The organism is Bradyrhizobium liaoningense (assembly GCF_018130785.1).
In the GTDB taxonomy this organism is placed as follows: Bacteria; Pseudomonadota; Alphaproteobacteria; order Rhizobiales; family Xanthobacteraceae; genus Bradyrhizobium; species Bradyrhizobium liaoningense_A.
Genome location: NZ_JAFCJT010000010.1, coordinates 182,991 through 201,516, shown reverse-complemented (window position 1 = coordinate 201,516; position 18,526 = coordinate 182,991). Strand labels below are relative to the sequence as shown.

Sequence of the window (18,526 nt, the reverse complement as noted above, 5' to 3'; positions counted from 1 at the left end):
CGGTCGGCACGGTCAGGCTGCCGGGTTGCGCCAGACGATGTCGCGGATGACGATCGGCTTCGGGATCAGGCCGAGCTTGTAGAAGCGGTCGGCGACGCCCTGCTGGGTCGCGACGATGTCGTCGGTGACGGGGCCGACCACGAAGTTCGCGCGTTCGGCCGCAACCGTCTGGATATCCAGCGGGACGCCGGTGATTGCAGCCAGCGATTTGGCGACCTCGTCGCGGTGCTGTTCGGCCCATTTGCCGGTCGCGGTCGTCACGTCGACGATCTGCTGCAGGATGGCACCGTGGCTCTTCGCGAACTCACGGTTGGCGATGTAGAAGGAGTTGGTCTTGGTGACCTCGCGCGCGTTGATCAGGATGCGGCCGTTCTGCTTGGTCTCGCCGATCGCGAAATACGGGTCCCAGATCGCCCAGGCCTCGATGCTGCCGTTAGCGAAGGCAGGACCTGCATCCGGCGGCGTCAGATAGACCGGGGAGATGTCCGCATAGGTGAGACCGGCCTTCTCCAGCGTCTGCACCACGACATTGTGGGCGCTGGACCCCTTGGTGAAGCCGATGCGCTTGCCCTTCAGGTCAGCGAGGACGCGGATCGGCGAATCCTTCGGCACCAGGATGCCCTGGCCGTTGGTGATGGGCTGGCCGGCCGCATAGACAATCGCGGCACCCGCGGCCTGGGCGAACACCGGCGGGGAATCGCCGACCGCCCCGTAATCGACGCTGCCGACGTTCATCGCCTCCATCATCGGCGGGCCCGAGGAGAACTCGACCCATTTCACCTCGATGCCTTGCGGATTGAAATGTGTTTCCAGTGAAGCCTGCTGGCGCGTGATGACCAGCACGCCGGTCTTCTGGTAGCCGATACGAATTTCCTTCACCGCGCCTTGCGCGGTCGCGCGTGACGCAAATGCAGCGGCGGCCGCCGTTCCAACGGAGAGTTTGAGAAAATCACGACGCTGCATTCCACACTCCCGGCCGCGTGCGGCCGTCATTCCTTTGCGTTGCAGGAATGATGGTGCGGGTCAGCGGAGGTGTCGAGACGCCAAGGAAAATAGCGATGCGAGCACTGCGCGTGTGGCAGCGCGCATGATTAATCTTTCAAGCGGCCGCGCTCATGCAGACGGATTTTTTCCGCACGCGAATGTGAGAGCCGCGGGAATCCGGCCGACGCTCCCGGCACCAGAACATAAAATGTCGGAAACAACCCCATGCACAGTAGCCGGGTCGTGCGAAAACAATGGCTTACGTATTTTCCGAAATAAGATTGACCTGTCGGGCAAAACAGGGGCAAGATGGCATCATTGCGGACTGGGGTTGCCGACGCGCGGAGCTCCTTCCAGCACCTCTGCTGTCATTCCCCGCGAAGGCGGGGAATCCAGTACGCCGCGGCTTATCGATTCAACCACAACTGTCTCGGAGTACTGGATCGCCCGGTCAAGCCGGGCGATGACACCGCAATGGTGGCGAGGGCCCGCTCTCAAAGCTAATGCCACCGCACCGGCAAGTTCTGCAGCCCGCGAAAGGCCCAGCCGCCAATCCGCACCGGCTCGTCATCGGCGATCTCGAGCTGCCTTGCTCGCGCAAACACCGTCGGCAGCGCGACATCCGCGATCATGGCACGGGAGGCCCAGGCGCCGGCGCAGAAATGCGGGCCCGCGCCGAAGGCGACGCTCTTGGAGGTGTCACGCCGCACGTCGAACTGATCGGCGCGCTCAAAGTGCTTCTCGTCGCGATTGGCCGAGCCGAACATCAGGAACACGCGCTCATCAAGCTCGAAAGAGACATCGCGGATCGACCACGGTTTTGCGATGCGTCGCGGCGACATGCCGATCGGCGAGATCCAGCGGGCATATTCCTCGAACGCCTCGAGCCAGGTCACCTCGCCCTTGCGCACCAGAGCGAGTTGCTCGGGGTGGCTCAGCAGCGCCCACACCGTGCCGGCGATCGCCTTGCGCGGCTCGTTCTGGCCGCCTGATATCGCGAGTTTTACATTTGCGCGCACGCTCTCCATCGGCATGCCGGAGGCGAGCAGGACGCCGAGGATGCTCTGGTCGGGATTTTTGCGCATCACCGGCAGGATGTCGTCGACCGCAGCATCGATACCCGACGTTGCGGCGTGGCAGCGCGCCTCGACCGCGGGATCGCCGCCATAATTCGCGATGCCCTCGATCATGCCTTGCGACCACGCGTCCATATCGCCGAAACCGATATTCGTGAGCCCGGTGATCGACTTCAGGCATTCGCCGGAAAACGGCAGCGCGAAGTCGCGCATGAAATCGATCCGGCCCGGTTCGATCGCATCGAGGATACGATCGGCGTGCGCCTGGAACAGCGCGGTCCAGTGCGCCTTCACGGTCTTCGGCGACACCGTCGCAAACATCGCACGCCGCTCGATTTGATGCGCCTCGCCGTCCTTGCGCATCATGTTGTGGCCCATCAGCCGGTTCATCAGGCCGGCGGGCTGGTGCGAAGAAAACACGTCGATCTGCTTCTCGGAGATGGAGATGTCGTCGCGGCTCGCCAACAGCGTCGAACCGAGCTGCGGCACGAAGGCGATCGGCGCGTCTTTCCGCATTTTTTCGAGCATCGGATAGGGATCGGCCCAGAATGCGACAGGGTCGATGTCGATGCGCGGCGCGGTGCTCAAGGCGGTCTCCCCCGGGATTTTCGTTTCCTTGGGGCCAGACTAGTGAAATCCGGTGCCGGCGTCTGTCCCTAGCGATAGGGACAGGCGGCATTTGGCACCTCGCAAAGGAACGGCTAACCACGTTGCGACGGCTGCAGAGGGAAGGGCATGGAAAGGCCGAACAACCAATGATAGCATGTTATTCCTGAGACCAACCAAGGGGACTGTCGTGCCTGGAATGACCAAGCTTCGCTCTTGGTTTCTGCCCGTCGCTGTGTGGATCGCTCTTGTCGGAGCTTTCGTCGCCTTGTTTGCATTCACGTCAGGCAGTGGTTTGCCGTACTGGTTGGCGAGTCTTGTTGTCTCCTGGTTGCCATTCATTGTGCTGATAAGCGTCTGGGTGTGGCTCTCGCGCAAGAATAGGCGCGCATCGTCCGGGACGAGCCTGGTCGATCTCTATGAGCAGCAGGTCTTCGAATCCCAACGCACGAATGCGTTGTTGGAGAGGATCGCGGCGGCTCTTGAAAGGCCGTCCGCCGGTTAGCTCGAACACTGATGCATTGCGGGGAGAAGAGGATGCGCTCCGGGATTTCCGCGCATGTCTGGCTGGCGGCCTTGGTATTCGCGGCGGCCACTGCCGTCAGCCGGCCAGCGGCAGCCGACGATCGACAGGAGTGTTTGAACGGATCGAAGGAAACCGCTGCCGCGACGATCGCCGCCTGCACACGCGCGATCGAAAGCGGAGACTACGATGACAGCGATCTGTCCAACCTGTATCATCAGCGCGGCTACGCCTGGTCATGGACAAACCTCGCCGATTGCGTCGACCGCGCCCTCAAGGACTACACCGAGGCGATCCGGCTTGAGCCGAAAGCTGTTGGCTCACTGCTGAACAGGTCGCATATCTACAACCGACGACATGACTACGACCGGGCGATAGCGGACGTTAACCGGGCGTTCGAAGGTGGCCTGTCGGACTATGGAAAGCGGGTCGGATACGACGAGCGCGGGTACGCCTATCAAGTCAAAGGTGACATCGACCGTGCCATCGCGGACTACACCGACAGCATCCAGCTCAATGCGAACAACTATTTCGCCCTCACGGGCCGCGGCAGCGCCTACCATGCCAAAGGCGATCTCGATCGCGCCATCGCCGACCATGACCAAGTGATCGCGCTTTACCCGAAATATGCGCTCCCCTACTACAACCGCTGCCTCGTATACAGGGAAAAGGGTGACCTCGATCGCGTCATTGCCGACTGTAGTCAGGCGATCGCGCTCTATCCGCAATACAGGGACGCCTACTACTATCGCGGCTACGCATATCAAGCCAAGGGTGACGTCGACCGCGCTATCGCCGACTACGATCAGATGATCGCACTCGATCCGAACGATAGCGACGCCCGTAGCAGTCGCGCCAATGCGTACCTCTCCAAGAGCGATTTCCGCCGCTACATCGCGGACTTCGGCCAGGGGCAGGCGTTATCATGGCTCATCATAATTGTCACTCTGGTGGTGGTCTGGCTTTATTGCCGAACAGGCATACAGGCGCGCGGGCGGCAGTCCGGGCGGACGATGATCGAGATGTGCGAGCAAGAGCTCGTCGAAATGCGGCACAGGAACGTCGCCCTGGAGAAGATCGCGGCGGCTCTGGAGAATGCGCAAAGTATCGCCGAGACCACATCGATGATACGGCAGTGAAGCACCCCAATCCAAGGAAGCACCCATTCGACGCCTCCACGGGAGTCCGGATCGTGCGGGTATTGCATGGACGCTGGTGTTGGCAATCATCGTTGTCACCATCTTCGCGGCCGTTGTGGTTTATTGCCCTTGCCTGCCACAGCGGAACGCCACTGCGGGCTTTGGACCTGACTGGGATTGCATACCTCACCCCGGCAGCGAACCCACTTGCATCAAGAAGATCGGCCGATAAATCAGCCCATACGCGCGACTTCGATAGTTGAATAAACCATTATTTCCTGTGGGGGCCGCCCGCAAAACTTCTGCTTCGGGTCAAAATGCGAAGAACTCAGCGTGGGCCAAATGTAGCCCGCGATGCGCCGCCAAGCAGACGTCAATGGGAGCTGTCGCAGCTTCGCTGACGGACCACAAGCTGACTTGAAAGTGGCGACTTGAATGTCTGCTTGTCTCGGTTGCAGACCGAGGACGGAGGACCGAGTTACTTGGCCTCGGCGATCTTCGGTCCGGGTGAGAGCATCTGCGCGTTGGCCGCCAGGGGCCGCTTCGACGGCGATGCCGGGTCCGGTAACCGGAACGCGGCCTCGGTCGGCGCGCCCTGGGAAGGCCTGCGGGCAGCATTTGCCGGAAGCACGATCACCTTCGCTCCGACTTTCACCCGCTCGTAGAGGTCCGTGACGTCGTCATTGGTCAGCCGGATACAACCGGACGAAACCTTCTTCCCGATCGTATCGGGATTGTTGGTGCCGTGAATTCGATATTCGGTCTCGCCGAGATACATCGCCCGGGCGCCGAGCGGGTTGCCGGGACCACCCGCCATGAACCGCGGCAGATAGGGCTGACGCGAGACCATCTCCACAGGCGGATGCCAATCCGGCCATTCTGCCTTACGGGCCACAGTCTGCTCACCGGACCATGTGAAACCTTCGCGGCCGACACCGATGCCGTAGCGCATCGCCTGCCTGTCGTTCAGAACGAAATAGAGGAATGTGTTTCCGGTATCGATGATCACGGTGCCCGGCGTCTGGCGGCTGGCGTAGTCAACCACCTGCCGGATAAGCGCTCCGGGAACGCCAGCGTCGGCTTTGGGTGGTTCGACCAGAGCCGCCGGGGCCGGGATCGGCGCCGGGACCGGGACTGGAATCGCAGCCGGAGCTGGCGCTGATACACGAGCTGGAGTTGCCACGTAAACCGGAGTTGACGACGCCTGGGCCTGTTGTGCGGACGGTTTTCGTATCGGTTGCACGTCCGCCGGGCTGGACAGCAAGCTATACCCCACGACGGCGACGGCCACGGCGCCAATTGCGACTCTCGCGGCCGTGGGTATTGCGAGGGCCTCTGCCTTCTTACGTTTGGCCCGCTTGCTCATGTCTTTCCCCAGGTCACCATGCCCTGGAAGAGGTACCCAGCAAAATTTAAGAAACTTCGAAGCGACGGCACTCGAACGGGAAGCGCTGGCGATGGTTAACGCCGAACTCTCGTTCGGCAGCATGAAAGTTGAGACTGACGATATCAATTTGGCGCCGTGGACGATGCGTATCTCATTGCGGGACGAACGAGCTCTGAAGCGCCCCGGCGGAGCGAACACGCTCCGACCTTTCGTTAACGGCGGCCCTTGGGTCACGAACTGACCTCGCCAGCTTGCTGGACCGAGCCGGCTCAACGCCGCAGAGCAGACATGGAGGTTCCCGCATCGAATGTCGGCTATGGGGCCACAAGCTGTCGTGAGGAAGCGCAGCAAACTGAGAGTGCAGGGATCACGGTAGGGACGCTCATTTGCTGAGCGCCCCGGCGTTGTGTACGCCTACTCGGCGCCGCGGCCGGCTCCCGAAATCCCCGCCATCAGTGCGCTAATGTGGCGCGCTGGTGGGCCCGACGATCCGCGTCCCGGCGCGGGGGCGGATGTTCTGGTTGTGGTGGAAGACGTTCTCGGGGTCGTACGTGGTCTTTACGTCCACCAGCCGGTCATAGACCGCGTCGCCGTACGCCTCGCGGATCCGGCCCGGATCTTCGTCGCCGCCGAGGAAGTTGACGTAAACGCCCTGGCGGAAGGGGCGGAGGGCGGCGAAGAACTGCCTCGTCCATGCCGTGTCCCGGTCGCCGAAGTCCTCTCCGGACCGCCACACAGCATCGAGCGTGATTGCGTGCGACGCTTGCCGGTTCCCGAATGCCGTCGCGCCCTCGGCTATTCGGCTCACCGCTCCCTTCAGATGGAACATCGCCGCGTACGACCGCGGTGACGAGCAGGAGAACGCGTGCTCGGTGATCACGTCAATGAGGTCGTCGCGGACCTCGGGGAGGTGGGTGGACTTCCAGTAGTAGTTCCAACCGTGGACGACAGTCGAGTCGAGCGCGCTCTGGAATCCCACGTACGGCGCGGGCCCGACGAGGTCGAGGAGGGGAGTCCGGGATGCGCGGAGCGGGCGGAGCACCCGCTCACCTTCCTCGATCGGCCCGGCGTAGCAGGCACCAACCATCATCACTGGGCGCCAGTGCAAATTCTCGGGGATGACCGTTAGCGGCGGCGCGGTGCCGAACCTTATGACCGTGCCGAGTTCGTCAGGAGCGCCTGCGATGAAGTCGCGGTAGACACGCAGGACCTCCGCGGCGTCGGTCGCATCCCAGAGGATGGGCCCGGCCAGGACGGTGGGTCCGACGGGGTGGAGGCGGAGCTCGAACGAGGTGACCACGCCGAAGTTGCCCCCGCCGCCCCGCAACGCCCAGAACAGGTCGGGGTGCTCGTCCTCGGACACCCGCAACAGCCCGCCGTCGGCCGTTACGAGGTTAATGGCGAGCAGATTGTCGACCGTAAGGCCGTGCTTGCGCATCAGCCAGCCGACGCCACCGCCGAGGGTGAGTCCGGCGACGCCGGTGTGGCTCACGATTCCGCCGGTGGTGGCCAGACCGTGCGCCTGCGTCTCGTGGTCGACGTCGCCCCACAGCGCGCCGCCCTGCACCCACGCCCTGCGATCGGCGGGATCGACTCGGACGCCCCGCATCGCCGAGAGGTCGATGACGATCCCGTCGTCGCAAACGGCAGTGCCCGCCACGTTGTGGCCTCCGCCCCGTATAGCAATCCCTAGATCGTGGTTGCGGGCGAAACGCACGGCCGCGACCACGTCGGCGGTCCCGATGCATCGGGCGATTAGGTGCGGGCGCCGGTCAATGGCACCGTTCCAGACTGCACGGGCGCTGTCGTAGTCGGCGTGGTCGGCACTGATTAGCCGGCCTCGGAACCCCTCGATCTCCACGAGGGGTGGCCCCTTGCTGCGCTGGCTGACTTCCGCGGGCATTGGTGTCGTCATGGTGTCCTCCTCTCTTCGAGAGGCGAGATCGGACCACGGCGAGCCACCGTCGCATAGTCAAGAATCTGGACTTCAAAGCCGAAGGCGGGTGTGGGACACTGGGCTCATGAGGACGTATGGCCAATATTGTCCTATCGCCCGTGGCGCCGAGATCTTCGCCGAGCGCTGGACACCTCTGATCATCCGCAACCTGCACCTTGGCTGCGGAAACTTCAGCGAGATCTTGGAGGGCACGCCCGGACTCTCCCGTACCCTGCTCTCGCAACGGCTCAAGCAGCTCGAACGGGTCGGTATCGTCGAGTCGACATTCAAGCCCGACGGGCGCGGGCACCGCTACGAGCTCACGTCCGCAGGCCACGATCTCTTCACGGTCTGTCAGTCGCTCGGCGAGTGGGGGGCGCGTTGGCTCGAGATTGCCCCCGAGCACCTCGACCCCTTTGTGGCCCTGTGGTCGATGTGCAACGCGCTCCGCCGAGATCGGCTCCCGGATCGACGCGTCGTCATTCGCTTCGACTTCACCGGCCGCCCGCGCCGCGAGCGCTATTGGCTACTCATCGAACTCGGAGACACCGAGATCTGCAAGACAAACCCCGGCTTCGAAGAGGATCTCTACATCACGGCGGAAGCGGAAGCATTCGTCAAATGGCATGCCGGCCAGCTCACCTGGGCCCAAGCCACCGGCGAGGGCCGCATCCAACTCGACGGCCCGCCGTCGCTGATAAGAGCGTTCCCATCCTGGAACGCCCGCAGCATGTTCGCGCATGTCAGGCCGGTCTCTCGCGCCTCTACGAGCTCCGCCGCCTGATGTCCGCTTGGGGTCGAAAGGCGACGACCCTGGCGGCAGATTGCATGTCCGCTTTGCTCTCGGAAGCAGATATCGCAGACCAAGTCCCCTCAGTTCAAGCCGCGTGGCCCTGCCAGCAAGCCCAGCACGATCGAAAATAATTCGTTCTGCGAGGAGATGCCGAGCCGCTCATAGGCGCGCTTGCGGTAGGTCAGGGTCGAATGCAGGCTGATGCCGAGTGCTTGCGAGATCGCCTCGGAGCTGAAGCCGAGCAGGATGCGGCGGCAGACCTCCTGCTCGCGCGGCGTCAGCGCGGAGAGGGGCGCGCGCGTTGCGAACAACGCGGCGAGGTTCTGGTCGGGCGTCGCGGTCGCGGCATGCTGGAAATGACGTGCGACGCTGGCGCCGATCGCGGGTGCGATGGTCTGAAGCCGCGCACGCTCGGCATTGCCGAAGCGGCCCTGGGACGTGATACGGTAGAAGTTGACATAGAAGCAGGTGTCGTCGGTCCAGATCGCGGTGGCGCATTTGTCGACGATGTCGGAGTCGTTGAAGAAGATCTTCCGGTAGCGCGCGCCGTACATGCGCGGCGCGAACGAGGGCAGCATGATCGGCACCCCGCCCTCACCCTCGAACAGCGCATCGCGGTTGGGATCGGATTCGTGGAACTGGCTGGCATAGGCGGCGCCGAGATCGCCACCCGTTGGGATGTTTCCGGCATCGAGCAGGCAACGCGCCGCGCCCGCACGCGTCAGCGCAAACACCATGCAATGGCTGACGCCGGCTTGCCGGCGCAGCGTGTCGATGAGGATGTTCGGGAAGTCAGGTCGGCCGATCGCCAGCACCGCGGATGTCACATCGCCGGCCGCCGGCTTCGGAGCCATTTCGCGGAACCGCATCGTTTTCCCCCGCCCCCCTTTTGCTGAAAGTTATCAGCAATGGTGGCGGGGCGGAAGACGGAGGTCGTCGGCAGGGGCCGCACGACGCCGCCGAGCCGAATGGACGGAGGACTCCGCTCAGGAATCCGTTTTTCGCAAGATCTTGTCCATTGTCCTTCCCTTGGCCAGCTCATCGATGAGCTTGTCCAGGTAGCGGATCTCTCGCATCGTTGGTTCTTCGATGTCCTCGACCCGCACGCCGCAAACGACGCCTTTGATCATGGCCCGCAGAGGATTGATTCGAGGAGCGCTCGCAAAGAAGGTTTCAAAGTCCGTCTGCCTTTTCAGCTGAGCTTCCAGCTCCTTCTGACCATAGCCTGTCAGCCAGGAGATGATCTGATCGACCTCTGATTTCGTCCGTCCCTTCTTCTCTGCCTTCGCAACGTAAAGCGGGTACACGCTTGCGAAGCTCATCGTATAGATCCGGTGTTTTGCCACGAGCGCTCCCCTACCCCGCCGCCGCCCGGGCCGGCGCGACGTTGATGGCGAGCTTGCCGTAGCGGTCCGTAAAGGCTTCGGTGTCGATCTCCTCGAGCTTGATGTCGCCGCTCATCACGCCCTGCTTCCACGCCGCCTGGGCCGGATCGTTCTGGAACTCCGGCATCACCTCGCGGCCGAACAGCTCCAGCGATTCGCAGATGTGCTCGTGGCTGTTCTTGCCCGCTTGATTCAGCAGGATGACCTGATCGATATGCGAGGACTGGAAGCGCTTCAGCTTCCTGCGGATCGTCTCGGGCGAGCCGATCAGGCCGCCGCGCAAGGCCGCTTCCTGTGCTTCCGGGTTATCGCGCTTCCACTTGTTGTACTCGTCCCACATGTTGACCGTGTAGGGCGCGGGCCGCTGGCGGTTCTGCGAGGCGCCGTAGAAGCGCAGCGCGAACTGGAAGAAGGTGGCACCGTCGGCGCGCGCACGCGCCTCCTCGTCCGTCTTGGCGCACATGAAGAACGAGACCAGCGCCATGTTCGGATTGATCTCGTAGTCGGCGAGCTTGTGCAACCGCTTGGTCATCGCGTTGTAATAGGCGTGCACCCAGGCATGGGCGGCGTCGGCGCTGACGAACTGGAAGCCGAGCGCGCCAAAGCCGTGACGGCCGGCACGTTCGATGGTCGGCAATTGCGAGCAAGCCATCCACAGCGGCGGATGCGGCTTCTGCACGGGCTTGGGCACGACATTGCGCAAGGGAATGTCGAAATACTTGCCGTGGTGCTCGCTGCCCGCATCCTTGAACATCGGGAAGATCGCGGCTACGGCCTCCTCAAACACCTCCTTCTTGGTTTCCATGTCGCGGCCGAACGGCGTCAGCTCGGTGATGGACGCGCTCTCGCCCATGCCGAATTCGCAGCGGCCGTTGGAGAGCAGATCGAGCACCGCGACACGCTCGGCGACGCGGGCCGGATGGTTGGTGGTGAGCTGGAGGATGCCGTGGCCGAGGCGGATGTTCTTCGTGCGCTGGCTGGCGGCGGCGAGGAAGGATTCCGGTGACGGCGAGTGCGAATATTCCTCGAGGAAGTGATGCTCGACGACCCAGGCGTGGTCGTAGCCGAGCTTGTCGGCAAGTTCCATCTGCGAGAGCGCGTTCTGGTAGAGGGCGAGCTCGTCGCCAGCCACCCAGGGCCGTGGCAGTTGCAGCTCGTAGAAGATGCCGAACTTCATGACGCCTCTCCCGCATTATTGTTGTTGATCGCATCTTAATGGGTGAGGCGCGGCTGTCTACGGACGAGCAATTCCGCCGCGCGGGAGATGGATCCCTCGACCGCACGTCGTGAATGAAAGCCCGATTCCGGCGGTACTACGGAGTGAGTCCAACTCGACGGGTTGATCCAGATCAACGCGTTAGCGGCTCGAACGTATCTAAAGTGCAGCAAGGCAACGGCCCGGATGCCGTCCCGATTCCAATAGCATTTCAGAGAGACCGAATATGTCGGCCCCTGACGACACGACTTCGCGCGTGCGCCGTAAGCGCATGGAGATTTTCGCTTTCCTGTTCCTGACCGCGGTTGTGATGCCCGTCCTCGCGGTCGGAACGGTCGGCTCTTACGGGCTCGGCGTCTGGATCTACCAGATGTTTGCCGGCCCTCCCGGCCCACCGCCCTCCCCGCATTGATCCCGAACAGCGAAAGACAGGCATCATGGCCCAAGCCTCACTCAACCGCCGCGCATTGATCACCGGCCGGGTGCTCACCGCCGACCGCGTCGTCTCCCCTCCTGGCTGCGAGATCGCCAGCATCGTGGTGCAGGCGCGCCCCGAACGCCTCGACGCGCTGGAAGCGGAGATCGCAGCACTTCCCGGCTGCGAAATTCACGGACGAGATCCGCGCGGAAAACTCGTCGTCGTGACCGAAGCGCCTGACGCCGGCAGCCTCGGCACCCTGCTCAACACCATCCAGTCGCTGCCGAACGTCTATTCGGCTGCGCTCGTCTTCCACGCCATCGAAGCCGCCTAAGGGACGGGAGAGCCATCATGACATCGCCGAAGCTCGACCGCCGCCAGATGCTGAAGCTCGAGGCCGCCGCGATCGCGGCCGCCGCTGCGGGCATGCCGGCACCGGCGCTCGCCGCCAATCTCGTCGCCGAGCGCGACAACAGCGAACTGAAATGGGACAAGGCCGCCTGCCGCTTCTGCGGCACCGGCTGCTCGGTGATGGTCGCGACCAAGGACAACCGCGTCGTCGCCACCCACGGCGACATCAAGGCCGAGGTCAATCGCGGCCTCAACTGCGTCAAGGGCTACTTCCTCTCCAAGATCATGTACGGCCACGACCGCCTGACGCAGCCGTTGCTACGCAAGACGGGCGGCAAGTACGACAAGAACGGCGACTTCACGCCGGTGTCCTGGACCGAAGCGTTCGACATCATGGAGCTGAAGTGGAAGGAGGCGTTCAAAAAGCGCGGGCCCAACGGCGTCGCCATGTTCGGCTCCGGCCAGTGGACGATCTGGGAAGGCTATGCGGCGTCAAAGCTGTTCAAGGCCGGGTTCCGCACCAACAACATCGATCCCAACGCACGCCACTGCATGGCCTCGGCTGTTGCCGGCATGATGCGCACCTTCGGCATCGACGAGCCGGCCGGCTGCTATGACGACATCGAGGCCACCGACGCCTTCGTGCTGTGGGGCTCCAACATGGCGGAGATGCACCCCATTCTGTGGACGCGCCTCGCCGACCGCAGGCTCTCCGCGCCGCATGTCCGCGTCGCCGTGCTCTCGACCTTCGAGCACCGCTCGTTCGACCTCGCCGACATCGGCATGGTGTTCGTGCCGCAGACCGACCTCTACATCCTCAACGCCATCGCCAACCACATCATCACGACCGGGCGGGTCAACAAGGACTTCGTCGCCGCGCATACCATCTTCAGGCGCGGGCAAACCGACATCGGCTACGGCCTGCGGCCCGAGCATCCGCTGCAGAAGAAAGCGACGGGCGCGGCGAAGGCCAATGACTCCACCGAGATGAGCTACGAAGAATACGTAAAATTCGTCTCGGACTACACGCTGGAGAAGGCGGCAAAAATGTCCGGCGTGCCGCTGAACCGGCTGGAAGCGCTTGCCGAGCTCTATGCGGATCCGAAGACAAAAGTGGTCTCGTTCTGGACCATGGGCTTCAACCAGCACACCCGCGGTGTCTGGTGCAACAACCTCGTCTACAACATCCACCTGCTGACCGGAAAGATCTCCTCGCCCGGCAACAGCCCGTTCTCGCTGACCGGCCAGCCTTCGGCCTGCGGCACCGCGCGCGAGGTCGGCACCTTCTCGCACCGTCTGCCCGCCGACATGGTCGTGACCAACAAGGCGCACCGCGATCACGCCGAGCATCTCTGGCTGCTGCCCGAAGGCACCATCCCCGACAAGAACGGCGCCCACGCCGTGCTGCAAAGCCGGATGCTGAAGGACGGCCTGATCAACGCCTATTGGGTGCAGGTCAACAACAACCTTCAGGCCGGTCCCAACGTCAACGAGGAGACCTATCCCGGCTTCCGCAATCCCGACAATTTCATCGTGGTCTCGGATGCCTATCCGTCGGTGACGGCTCTCGCCGCCGACCTGATCCTGCCGACCGCGATGTGGGTGGAGAAGGAAGGCGCCTACGGCAATGCCGAGCGGCGCACGCAGTTCTGGCACCAGCTCGTCAATGCGCCCGGCGAGGCCAAGTCCGATCTCTGGCAGCTCATGGAGTTCTCCAAGCGTTTCAAGATCGAGGAAGTGTGGCCGGAGGAGCTGATCGCCAAGAAGCCGGACGTTCGCGGCAAGACGCTGTTCGACGTGCTCTACAAGAACGGCCAGGTCGACAAGTTTGCGACCTCGGAGATCGAGGAAGGCTACGCCAACGATGAATCCAGGGCGTTCGGCTTCTACGTGCAGAAGGGCCTGTTCGAGGAATACGCCTCGTTCGGCCGCGGCCACGGTCACGACCTCGCGCCGTTCGAAGCCTATCACCGCGAGCGCGGCCTGCGCTGGCCCGTCGTCAACGGCCAGGAAACCAAATGGCGTTTCCGCGAGGGCCGCGACCCCTATGTCAAGCAGGGCACAGACGTGCAGTTCTACGGCTATCCGGACGGCAAGGCGCGCATCTTCGCCCTGCCCTATGAGCCGCCGGCGGAATCGCCCGACAGCGAATATCCGCTCTGGCTCTCGACCGGCCGCGTGCTGGAGCACTGGCATTCCGGCACCATGACGCGCCGCGTGCCCGAGCTCTACAAGGCGTTTCCCGAAGCCGTCTGCTTCATGCATCCCGACGATGCGTCGGAAGCCAAGCTCCGGCGCGGCGACGAGGTGAAGGTGGTCTCGCGTCGCGGCTTCATCCGCGCCCGCGTCGAGACGCGCGGCCGCGACCGGCCGCCGCGTGGCCTCGTCTTCGTGCCGTGGTTCGATGAATCCAAGATGATCAACAAGGTGACGCTGGACGCCACCGATCCGATCTCGCTGCAGACCGACTACAAGAAATGCGCCGTGCGCATCGAGCGGGTGAACCTGTCATGATGAAACGATTTGGCATAGCCCTGCTCGCAGTCGCGATTGCCGCGGGCGCGAGCTCCCTGACCGCGCAGACGGTGACCTCGGGTCTGCGCGGCCCGGCGCCGCTCAATGACGAGGGCCCGGCGCCGCCGATGCTGCCGAACCGCAACACGTCCGAGCGGGAGTCGCGCAACTATCCGGAGCAGCCGCCGGTCATTCCGCACACTATCGACGGCTACCAGATCGACCTCAACGGCAACAAATGCCTGTCCTGCCATGCGCGGGCACGCACCGCGGAATCGCAGGCGCCGATGGTCTCGATCACGCATTTCATGGACCGCGACGGCCAGTTCCTGGCCTCGATCTCGCCGCGGCGCTTCTTCTGCACGGAATGCCACGTGCCGCAGAACACCGCCACGCCGCCGGTGAGCAACGATTTCATCGACATCGACACGCTGCTCTCGCGCGCCAGCCCCGGTGGCCGCCGATGACGACGGCCGCTGACGAGCCCAAGGACAAGCTGGAAGCCAAGCGTAGCTTTATCCTGCGCTGCTGGGACTTCGCGCGCGAGCTCTGGCAGGTGCTGATCCGGCCGAGCTCGGTGTTCGGGCTCGGCGTGCTGGTGCTCGCGGGCTTTGCGGCCGGCGTGATCTTCTGGGGCGGCTTCAACACCGCGCTGGAACTGACCAACACCGAGAAGTTCTGCACCGGCTGCCACGAGATGAAGGACAACGTCTACGCCGAGCTGAAGTCGACCATCCACTTCACCAATCGCTCCGGCGTGCGCGCGACCTGCCCGGACTGCCACGTGCCGCACAACTGGACCGACAAGATCGCGCGCAAGATGCAGGCCTCCAAGGAGGTCTGGGGCAAGATCTTCGGCACGATCGACACCCGCGAAAAATTTTTGGATCACCGGCTCGAGCTGGCCGCGCATGAATGGGCGCGCTTCAAGGCCAACGATTCCCTGGAGTGCCGCAACTGCCACAGCGCCGATTCCATGGACATCACCAAGCAGTCGCCGCGGGCCTCGGTGGCGCACCAGCGCTTCCTGTTCACCAAGGAAAAGACCTGCATCGACTGCCACAAGGGCATCGCCCACCATCTGCCCGACATGCGCGGCGTTCCCGGCTGGCAGTAGCCAACGCTCCCGAAGCGGCTTCGGCCGCGCAGGCGGGACAAGCCCGGGCATGACGACCTCTTACGAGGCTCACACGCGTGCCCCGCCGGCAATAGCGGGGCGAGCGCGCTTGAACCGGCGGGGCGAATGGTTAGTTTTGGACGATGGCGAATCGCGTCGTTTCGCCCCTCCTCAAGACAGATATGGCCACTTTCACCCCGCATCAGGACGCCGCGCTCAAGGCCGTCGGCGACTGGCTTAAAGCAAAACCCGGCCGCAACGGCACGCCGCCGATCTTTCGCCTGTTCGGCTTTGCCGGCACCGGCAAGACCACGCTGGCGCGGCATATCGCCGAAGGCGTCGACGGCGAGGTGAAATTCGCGGCCTTCACCGGCAAAGCGGCCCTCGTCATGCGCAACAAGGGCTGCGACGAGGCCTCCACCATCCACTCGCTGATCTACCGCGCCCGCGAATCCGGCGAGGAGCAGCCGAGCTTTGAGCTGTGGGACGACGCGCCGGCCTCGAAGGCCAAGCTGATCGTGATCGACGAATGCTCGATGGTCGACGCCGAACTGGGCCGCGACCTGATGTCGTTCGACTGCCCGCTGCTGGTGCTGGGCGATCCCGCGCAGCTGCCGCCGATCCAGGGCGGCGGCTTCTTCACCAACACCGAGCCGGACGCGATGCTGACCGAGGTGCACCGGCAGGCGCAAGACGATCCGATCGTGCGGATGTCGATGGACGTGCGCGAGGGCCGCGAGCTCGACATCGGCCGTTACGGCGAGAGCGAGGTGGTGTCGCGGAAAGAGCTCGACCCTGACCGCGTCATGGGCGCCGACCAGGTCCTGGTCGGCCGCAACAACACGCGACGCGCGTACAATATGCGGGTGCGCCAGCGCCAGAATATCGAGGACGTCTTCCCGGTCGCCGGCGACAAGCTGGTCTGCCTGCGCAACAACCGCAAGAAGGGCCTGTTCAACGGCGGCCTGTGGCGCGTGAAGTCGCGCAACACCTCGCGCTCGAAATCACGCATCCTCAGCATGCGCTTGTCGCCGGACGAGGATTTTGGGCACAAGGTGACCAAGGTCTCCGTGCGCGCCGACTGCTTCGAAGGCGGCGTCGAGCAGATCGCCTGGGAGCAGCGCAAGCCCTATGACGAGTTCGACTACGGCTACGTGCTGACCGTGCACAAGTCGCAGGGCTCGCAATGGGACGACGTCGTGCTGTTCGACGAGAGTTTTGCGTTTGGGGAGAGCCGGGCGCGGTGGCTGTACACGGGGATTACGCGGGCGGCGAAGCGGCTGAGTATCGTTGTTTAAAGCCCCGCTGCCAGGTTCGATGCTTCGCATCGCCCCGGAATGACGAATTGAGTTGCTTCGCACCCCAATTCGTCACTTCCCCGCAACAAAATAAAAGTCCTCGCGTCCCGGCGGCGAGCCGTATGAAAACGGCTGCTGCTCGTGCTTGGTGGCGGACCAGACGTCATCGCGGACGATGTCGAACAGCTTCCGGATCTCGACGCGCGGCACCTTGATCTCGCGGGCGAGCGCGGTGGCGAAGGGACTGTCGGCGCCGCCGTCGCCGTCCATCGCGGTCTCGCCGTGCTTGGCGGCGTAGACCACCATGAAGCCGGCGCCGGGCTCGATGTTGGAAAAGCCCTTGTCCACCAGTTTGAGCGACAGCGTGCGCTGCATGGTCGGCGCAAAGGGATTGTCGCGGCAGGCATCCAGCATCACCAGACGCACTTTTCTCGCAGCGCCCACCGCGGCGATCACCTGCTCCAGCGCAACGGCCTCGGTCTCGGCGTCCTTGTCGGCGCTAAGCCTGGCGTCGATCGGAACGAGGTAGTTCACGCCGCCGATCTCGAAACCGTGGCCGGCGTAATAGACCACGGCCCAATCGGCCTTTTCCGCTTCGTCGGCGAACGCCTGCAGCGTCTGGAAGAACTTGTCCCGGGTCAGGTCCCGCGCATCCGTCACGGTCTGGAAGCCGAGATCGCGCAGCACCTCGGCGATCATCTTGGCGTCGCGCGGCGGGTTCGGCAGCGCATGGACATTCTTGTAGGCGCCATTGCCGATCACCAGCGCAACGCGGCGCCCGGTGGCGCCGCCCGGCACCTGCGGGGTGAGCGCGGCGAGCCGCTCCTGCGCCTTGGCGCGGGCGCGCGCGACGTCGAGGTCGTCGAACTTGGTCAGCGAATAGGCGGCGGCGCGGTAGTCGGCGCGGGCCTGCGCGAGATCCTTCTTGCGCTCGTAGATCTGGCCGCGGCCGGAATGCGCCCGCACATTGTTGGGGTAGAGCTGAATCACCGTGTTGTAGTCGTTCAGGGCCGCGTCGAAATCACCCTTCATCATGTTGACGTCGGCGCGATTGTTGATCGCGAAGGCGTTCTTCGGCTGCTTCTGGATCAGGCTGTTGCAGTCGCCGAAAGCCTGGTCGTATTTGCCCATCATGCCGTAGGTGATGCAGCGGTTGCCGGCGATCTGCGGCGCGGCGGGATCGATCTTCTCAGCCTCCGCAAAATCCTTCAGCGCGCCGTCAAAATCCTTGTTCAGCGTGCGCATGCGGGCGCGGTTGGTCCAGCCGAGCAGGAACGATGGCGTGTATTTGATCGACAGGTTGAAATCGTCGAGCGCGCTTTGCAGCGCGCCGTGGCGCAGATGAATGGTGCCGCGGTTGTTGTAGGCGTAGCCGAAATTCGAACGCTTCTGGATCGCGAGATTGTAGTCGGCCATGGCGAGATCGTCCTCGCCCTTGCGCTCATGGGACAGGCCGCGCAGGTTCACCGCGCCGACATTGTCAGGATCGAGATCGATGGCGGACGACAGCGCCTCGATGGCGCGGTCGTAGTCGCGCTTGTTGATCAGCGCATTGCCGCGCACGACCAGCGCGAGCGATTTGTCCTTGCCGGTGAGCTTGTCGGCCTTCAGCAGATTGTCGCAGGCCGCCGCGCGGGCCTGCGCCTCCGACTGGCGATCGCGGCAGACGGCGAAGTCGTCGCCGTCCTGGGGAGCCGCCGCGGCGATCGAGGTCCAGGCGGCCAGCAGGGCGAGAGTCAGGGGAATGACGCGCAGCATGTTGTCAGGTCAGCTCCAGCCACCA

The 18,526-nt window shown here is 63.8% G+C and carries 17 protein-coding genes; 9 read left to right on the top strand and 8 right to left on the bottom strand.

What is annotated here, in order from left to right; translation table 11 throughout:
• Nucleotides 1-12: 12 nt before the first annotated feature.
• Together JQ627_RS21555 and JQ627_RS21550 are read right to left on the bottom strand one after the other, a co-directional pair.
• Nucleotides 13-963: a sulfonate ABC transporter substrate-binding protein gene (locus tag JQ627_RS21555; RefSeq protein ID WP_212486151.1), complete on the bottom strand. Its 951-nt coding sequence runs from the start codon at nucleotides 961-963 to the stop codon at nucleotides 13-15.
• A 521-nt stretch (nucleotides 964-1,484) separates the two neighbouring features.
• Nucleotides 1,485-2,648, bottom strand: coding sequence for a cytochrome P450 (locus JQ627_RS21550; protein WP_212486150.1), 1,164 nt, complete (start codon nucleotides 2,646-2,648; stop codon nucleotides 1,485-1,487).
• A gap of 217 nt (nucleotides 2,649-2,865) precedes the next feature.
• Between JQ627_RS21550 and JQ627_RS21545 the strand changes: the two genes are divergently transcribed.
• Entirely contained in the window at nucleotides 2,866-3,171 is a 306-nt protein-coding gene (locus JQ627_RS21545; RefSeq protein ID WP_249143242.1) for a hypothetical protein, read from the top strand.
• A gap of 32 nt (nucleotides 3,172-3,203) precedes the next feature.
• Nucleotides 3,204-4,328, top strand: a complete 1,125-nt coding sequence (locus tag JQ627_RS21540; protein WP_212486149.1) for a tetratricopeptide repeat protein — start codon at nucleotides 3,204-3,206, stop codon at nucleotides 4,326-4,328.
• A 478-nt stretch (nucleotides 4,329-4,806) separates the two neighbouring features.
• Here the strand turns inward: JQ627_RS21540 and JQ627_RS21535 are convergent, their stop codons facing one another.
• The gene (locus tag JQ627_RS21535; RefSeq protein WP_212486148.1) at nucleotides 4,807-5,694 is read right to left on the bottom strand and encodes a L,D-transpeptidase; all 888 of its coding nucleotides are present in this window, start codon (nucleotides 5,692-5,694) and stop codon (nucleotides 4,807-4,809) included.
• A gap of 481 nt (nucleotides 5,695-6,175) precedes the next feature.
• Entirely contained in the window at nucleotides 6,176-7,630 is a 1,455-nt protein-coding gene (locus tag JQ627_RS21530) for an FAD-binding oxidoreductase (RefSeq protein ID WP_212486147.1), read from the bottom strand.
• Nucleotides 7,631-7,736: 106 nt separating this feature from the next.
• Here JQ627_RS21530 and JQ627_RS21525 point away from each other — a divergent pair, with 106 nt between their 5' ends.
• On the top strand, nucleotides 7,737-8,435 hold the full coding sequence (locus JQ627_RS21525; RefSeq protein WP_212486146.1) for a helix-turn-helix domain-containing protein: 699 nt from the start codon (nucleotides 7,737-7,739) through the stop codon (nucleotides 8,433-8,435).
• An 89-nt stretch (nucleotides 8,436-8,524) separates the two neighbouring features.
• Here JQ627_RS21525 and JQ627_RS21520 read toward each other — a convergent pair whose 3' ends face one another.
• The 3 genes from JQ627_RS21520 to JQ627_RS21510 form a co-directional block, all read right to left on the bottom strand.
• Nucleotides 8,525-9,313, bottom strand: coding sequence for a helix-turn-helix transcriptional regulator (locus JQ627_RS21520; RefSeq protein WP_212486145.1), 789 nt, complete (start codon nucleotides 9,311-9,313; stop codon nucleotides 8,525-8,527).
• 117 nt (nucleotides 9,314-9,430) lie between these two features.
• Nucleotides 9,431-9,790, bottom strand: a complete 360-nt coding sequence (locus JQ627_RS21515) for a DUF2200 domain-containing protein (RefSeq protein ID WP_212486144.1) — start codon at nucleotides 9,788-9,790, stop codon at nucleotides 9,431-9,433.
• A gap of 10 nt (nucleotides 9,791-9,800) precedes the next feature.
• Nucleotides 9,801-11,006: an LLM class flavin-dependent oxidoreductase gene (locus JQ627_RS21510; RefSeq protein ID WP_212486143.1), complete on the bottom strand. Its 1,206-nt coding sequence runs from the start codon at nucleotides 11,004-11,006 to the stop codon at nucleotides 9,801-9,803.
• Nucleotides 11,007-11,271: 265 nt separating this feature from the next.
• On the opposite strand from JQ627_RS21510, the gene napE reads away from it, so the two are divergent.
• The 6 genes from napE (at nucleotide 11,272) to JQ627_RS21480 (ending at nucleotide 16,743) form a co-directional block, all read left to right on the top strand.
• Complete coding sequence (gene napE / locus JQ627_RS21505) at nucleotides 11,272-11,457, top strand: periplasmic nitrate reductase, NapE protein (RefSeq protein WP_027532529.1); 186 nt, start codon at nucleotides 11,272-11,274, stop codon at nucleotides 11,455-11,457.
• Nucleotides 11,458-11,482: 25 nt separating this feature from the next.
• Nucleotides 11,483-11,797 carry a chaperone NapD gene (locus JQ627_RS21500; RefSeq protein ID WP_212486142.1) on the top strand — a complete coding sequence of 105 codons (315 nt, stop codon included), beginning with the start codon at nucleotides 11,483-11,485 and terminating at the stop codon, nucleotides 11,795-11,797.
• Nucleotides 11,798-11,814: 17 nt separating this feature from the next.
• The gene (gene napA, locus JQ627_RS21495) at nucleotides 11,815-14,328 is read left to right on the top strand and encodes a nitrate reductase catalytic subunit NapA (RefSeq protein WP_212486141.1); all 2,514 of its coding nucleotides are present in this window, start codon (nucleotides 11,815-11,817) and stop codon (nucleotides 14,326-14,328) included.
• The gene (locus JQ627_RS21490; RefSeq protein ID WP_212486140.1) at nucleotides 14,325-14,795 is read left to right on the top strand and encodes a nitrate reductase cytochrome c-type subunit; all 471 of its coding nucleotides are present in this window, start codon (nucleotides 14,325-14,327) and stop codon (nucleotides 14,793-14,795) included. Before napA ends, JQ627_RS21490 begins: the two co-directional genes overlap by 4 nt.
• Nucleotides 14,792-15,445: a NapC/NirT family cytochrome c gene (locus JQ627_RS21485; protein WP_212486139.1), complete on the top strand. Its 654-nt coding sequence runs from the start codon at nucleotides 14,792-14,794 to the stop codon at nucleotides 15,443-15,445. The genes JQ627_RS21490 and JQ627_RS21485 overlap by 4 nt, the downstream gene beginning before the upstream one ends.
• Before the next feature lie 182 nt (nucleotides 15,446-15,627).
• Nucleotides 15,628-16,743: an ATP-dependent RecD-like DNA helicase gene (locus tag JQ627_RS21480; RefSeq protein ID WP_212486138.1), complete on the top strand. Its 1,116-nt coding sequence runs from the start codon at nucleotides 15,628-15,630 to the stop codon at nucleotides 16,741-16,743.
• Between the two features lie 72 nt (nucleotides 16,744-16,815).
• Here the strand turns inward: JQ627_RS21480 and JQ627_RS21475 are convergent, their stop codons facing one another.
• Nucleotides 16,816-18,501, bottom strand: a complete 1,686-nt coding sequence (locus JQ627_RS21475) for a caspase family protein (protein ID WP_212486137.1) — start codon at nucleotides 18,499-18,501, stop codon at nucleotides 16,816-16,818.
• Nucleotides 18,502-18,526: the final 25 nt, after the last annotated feature.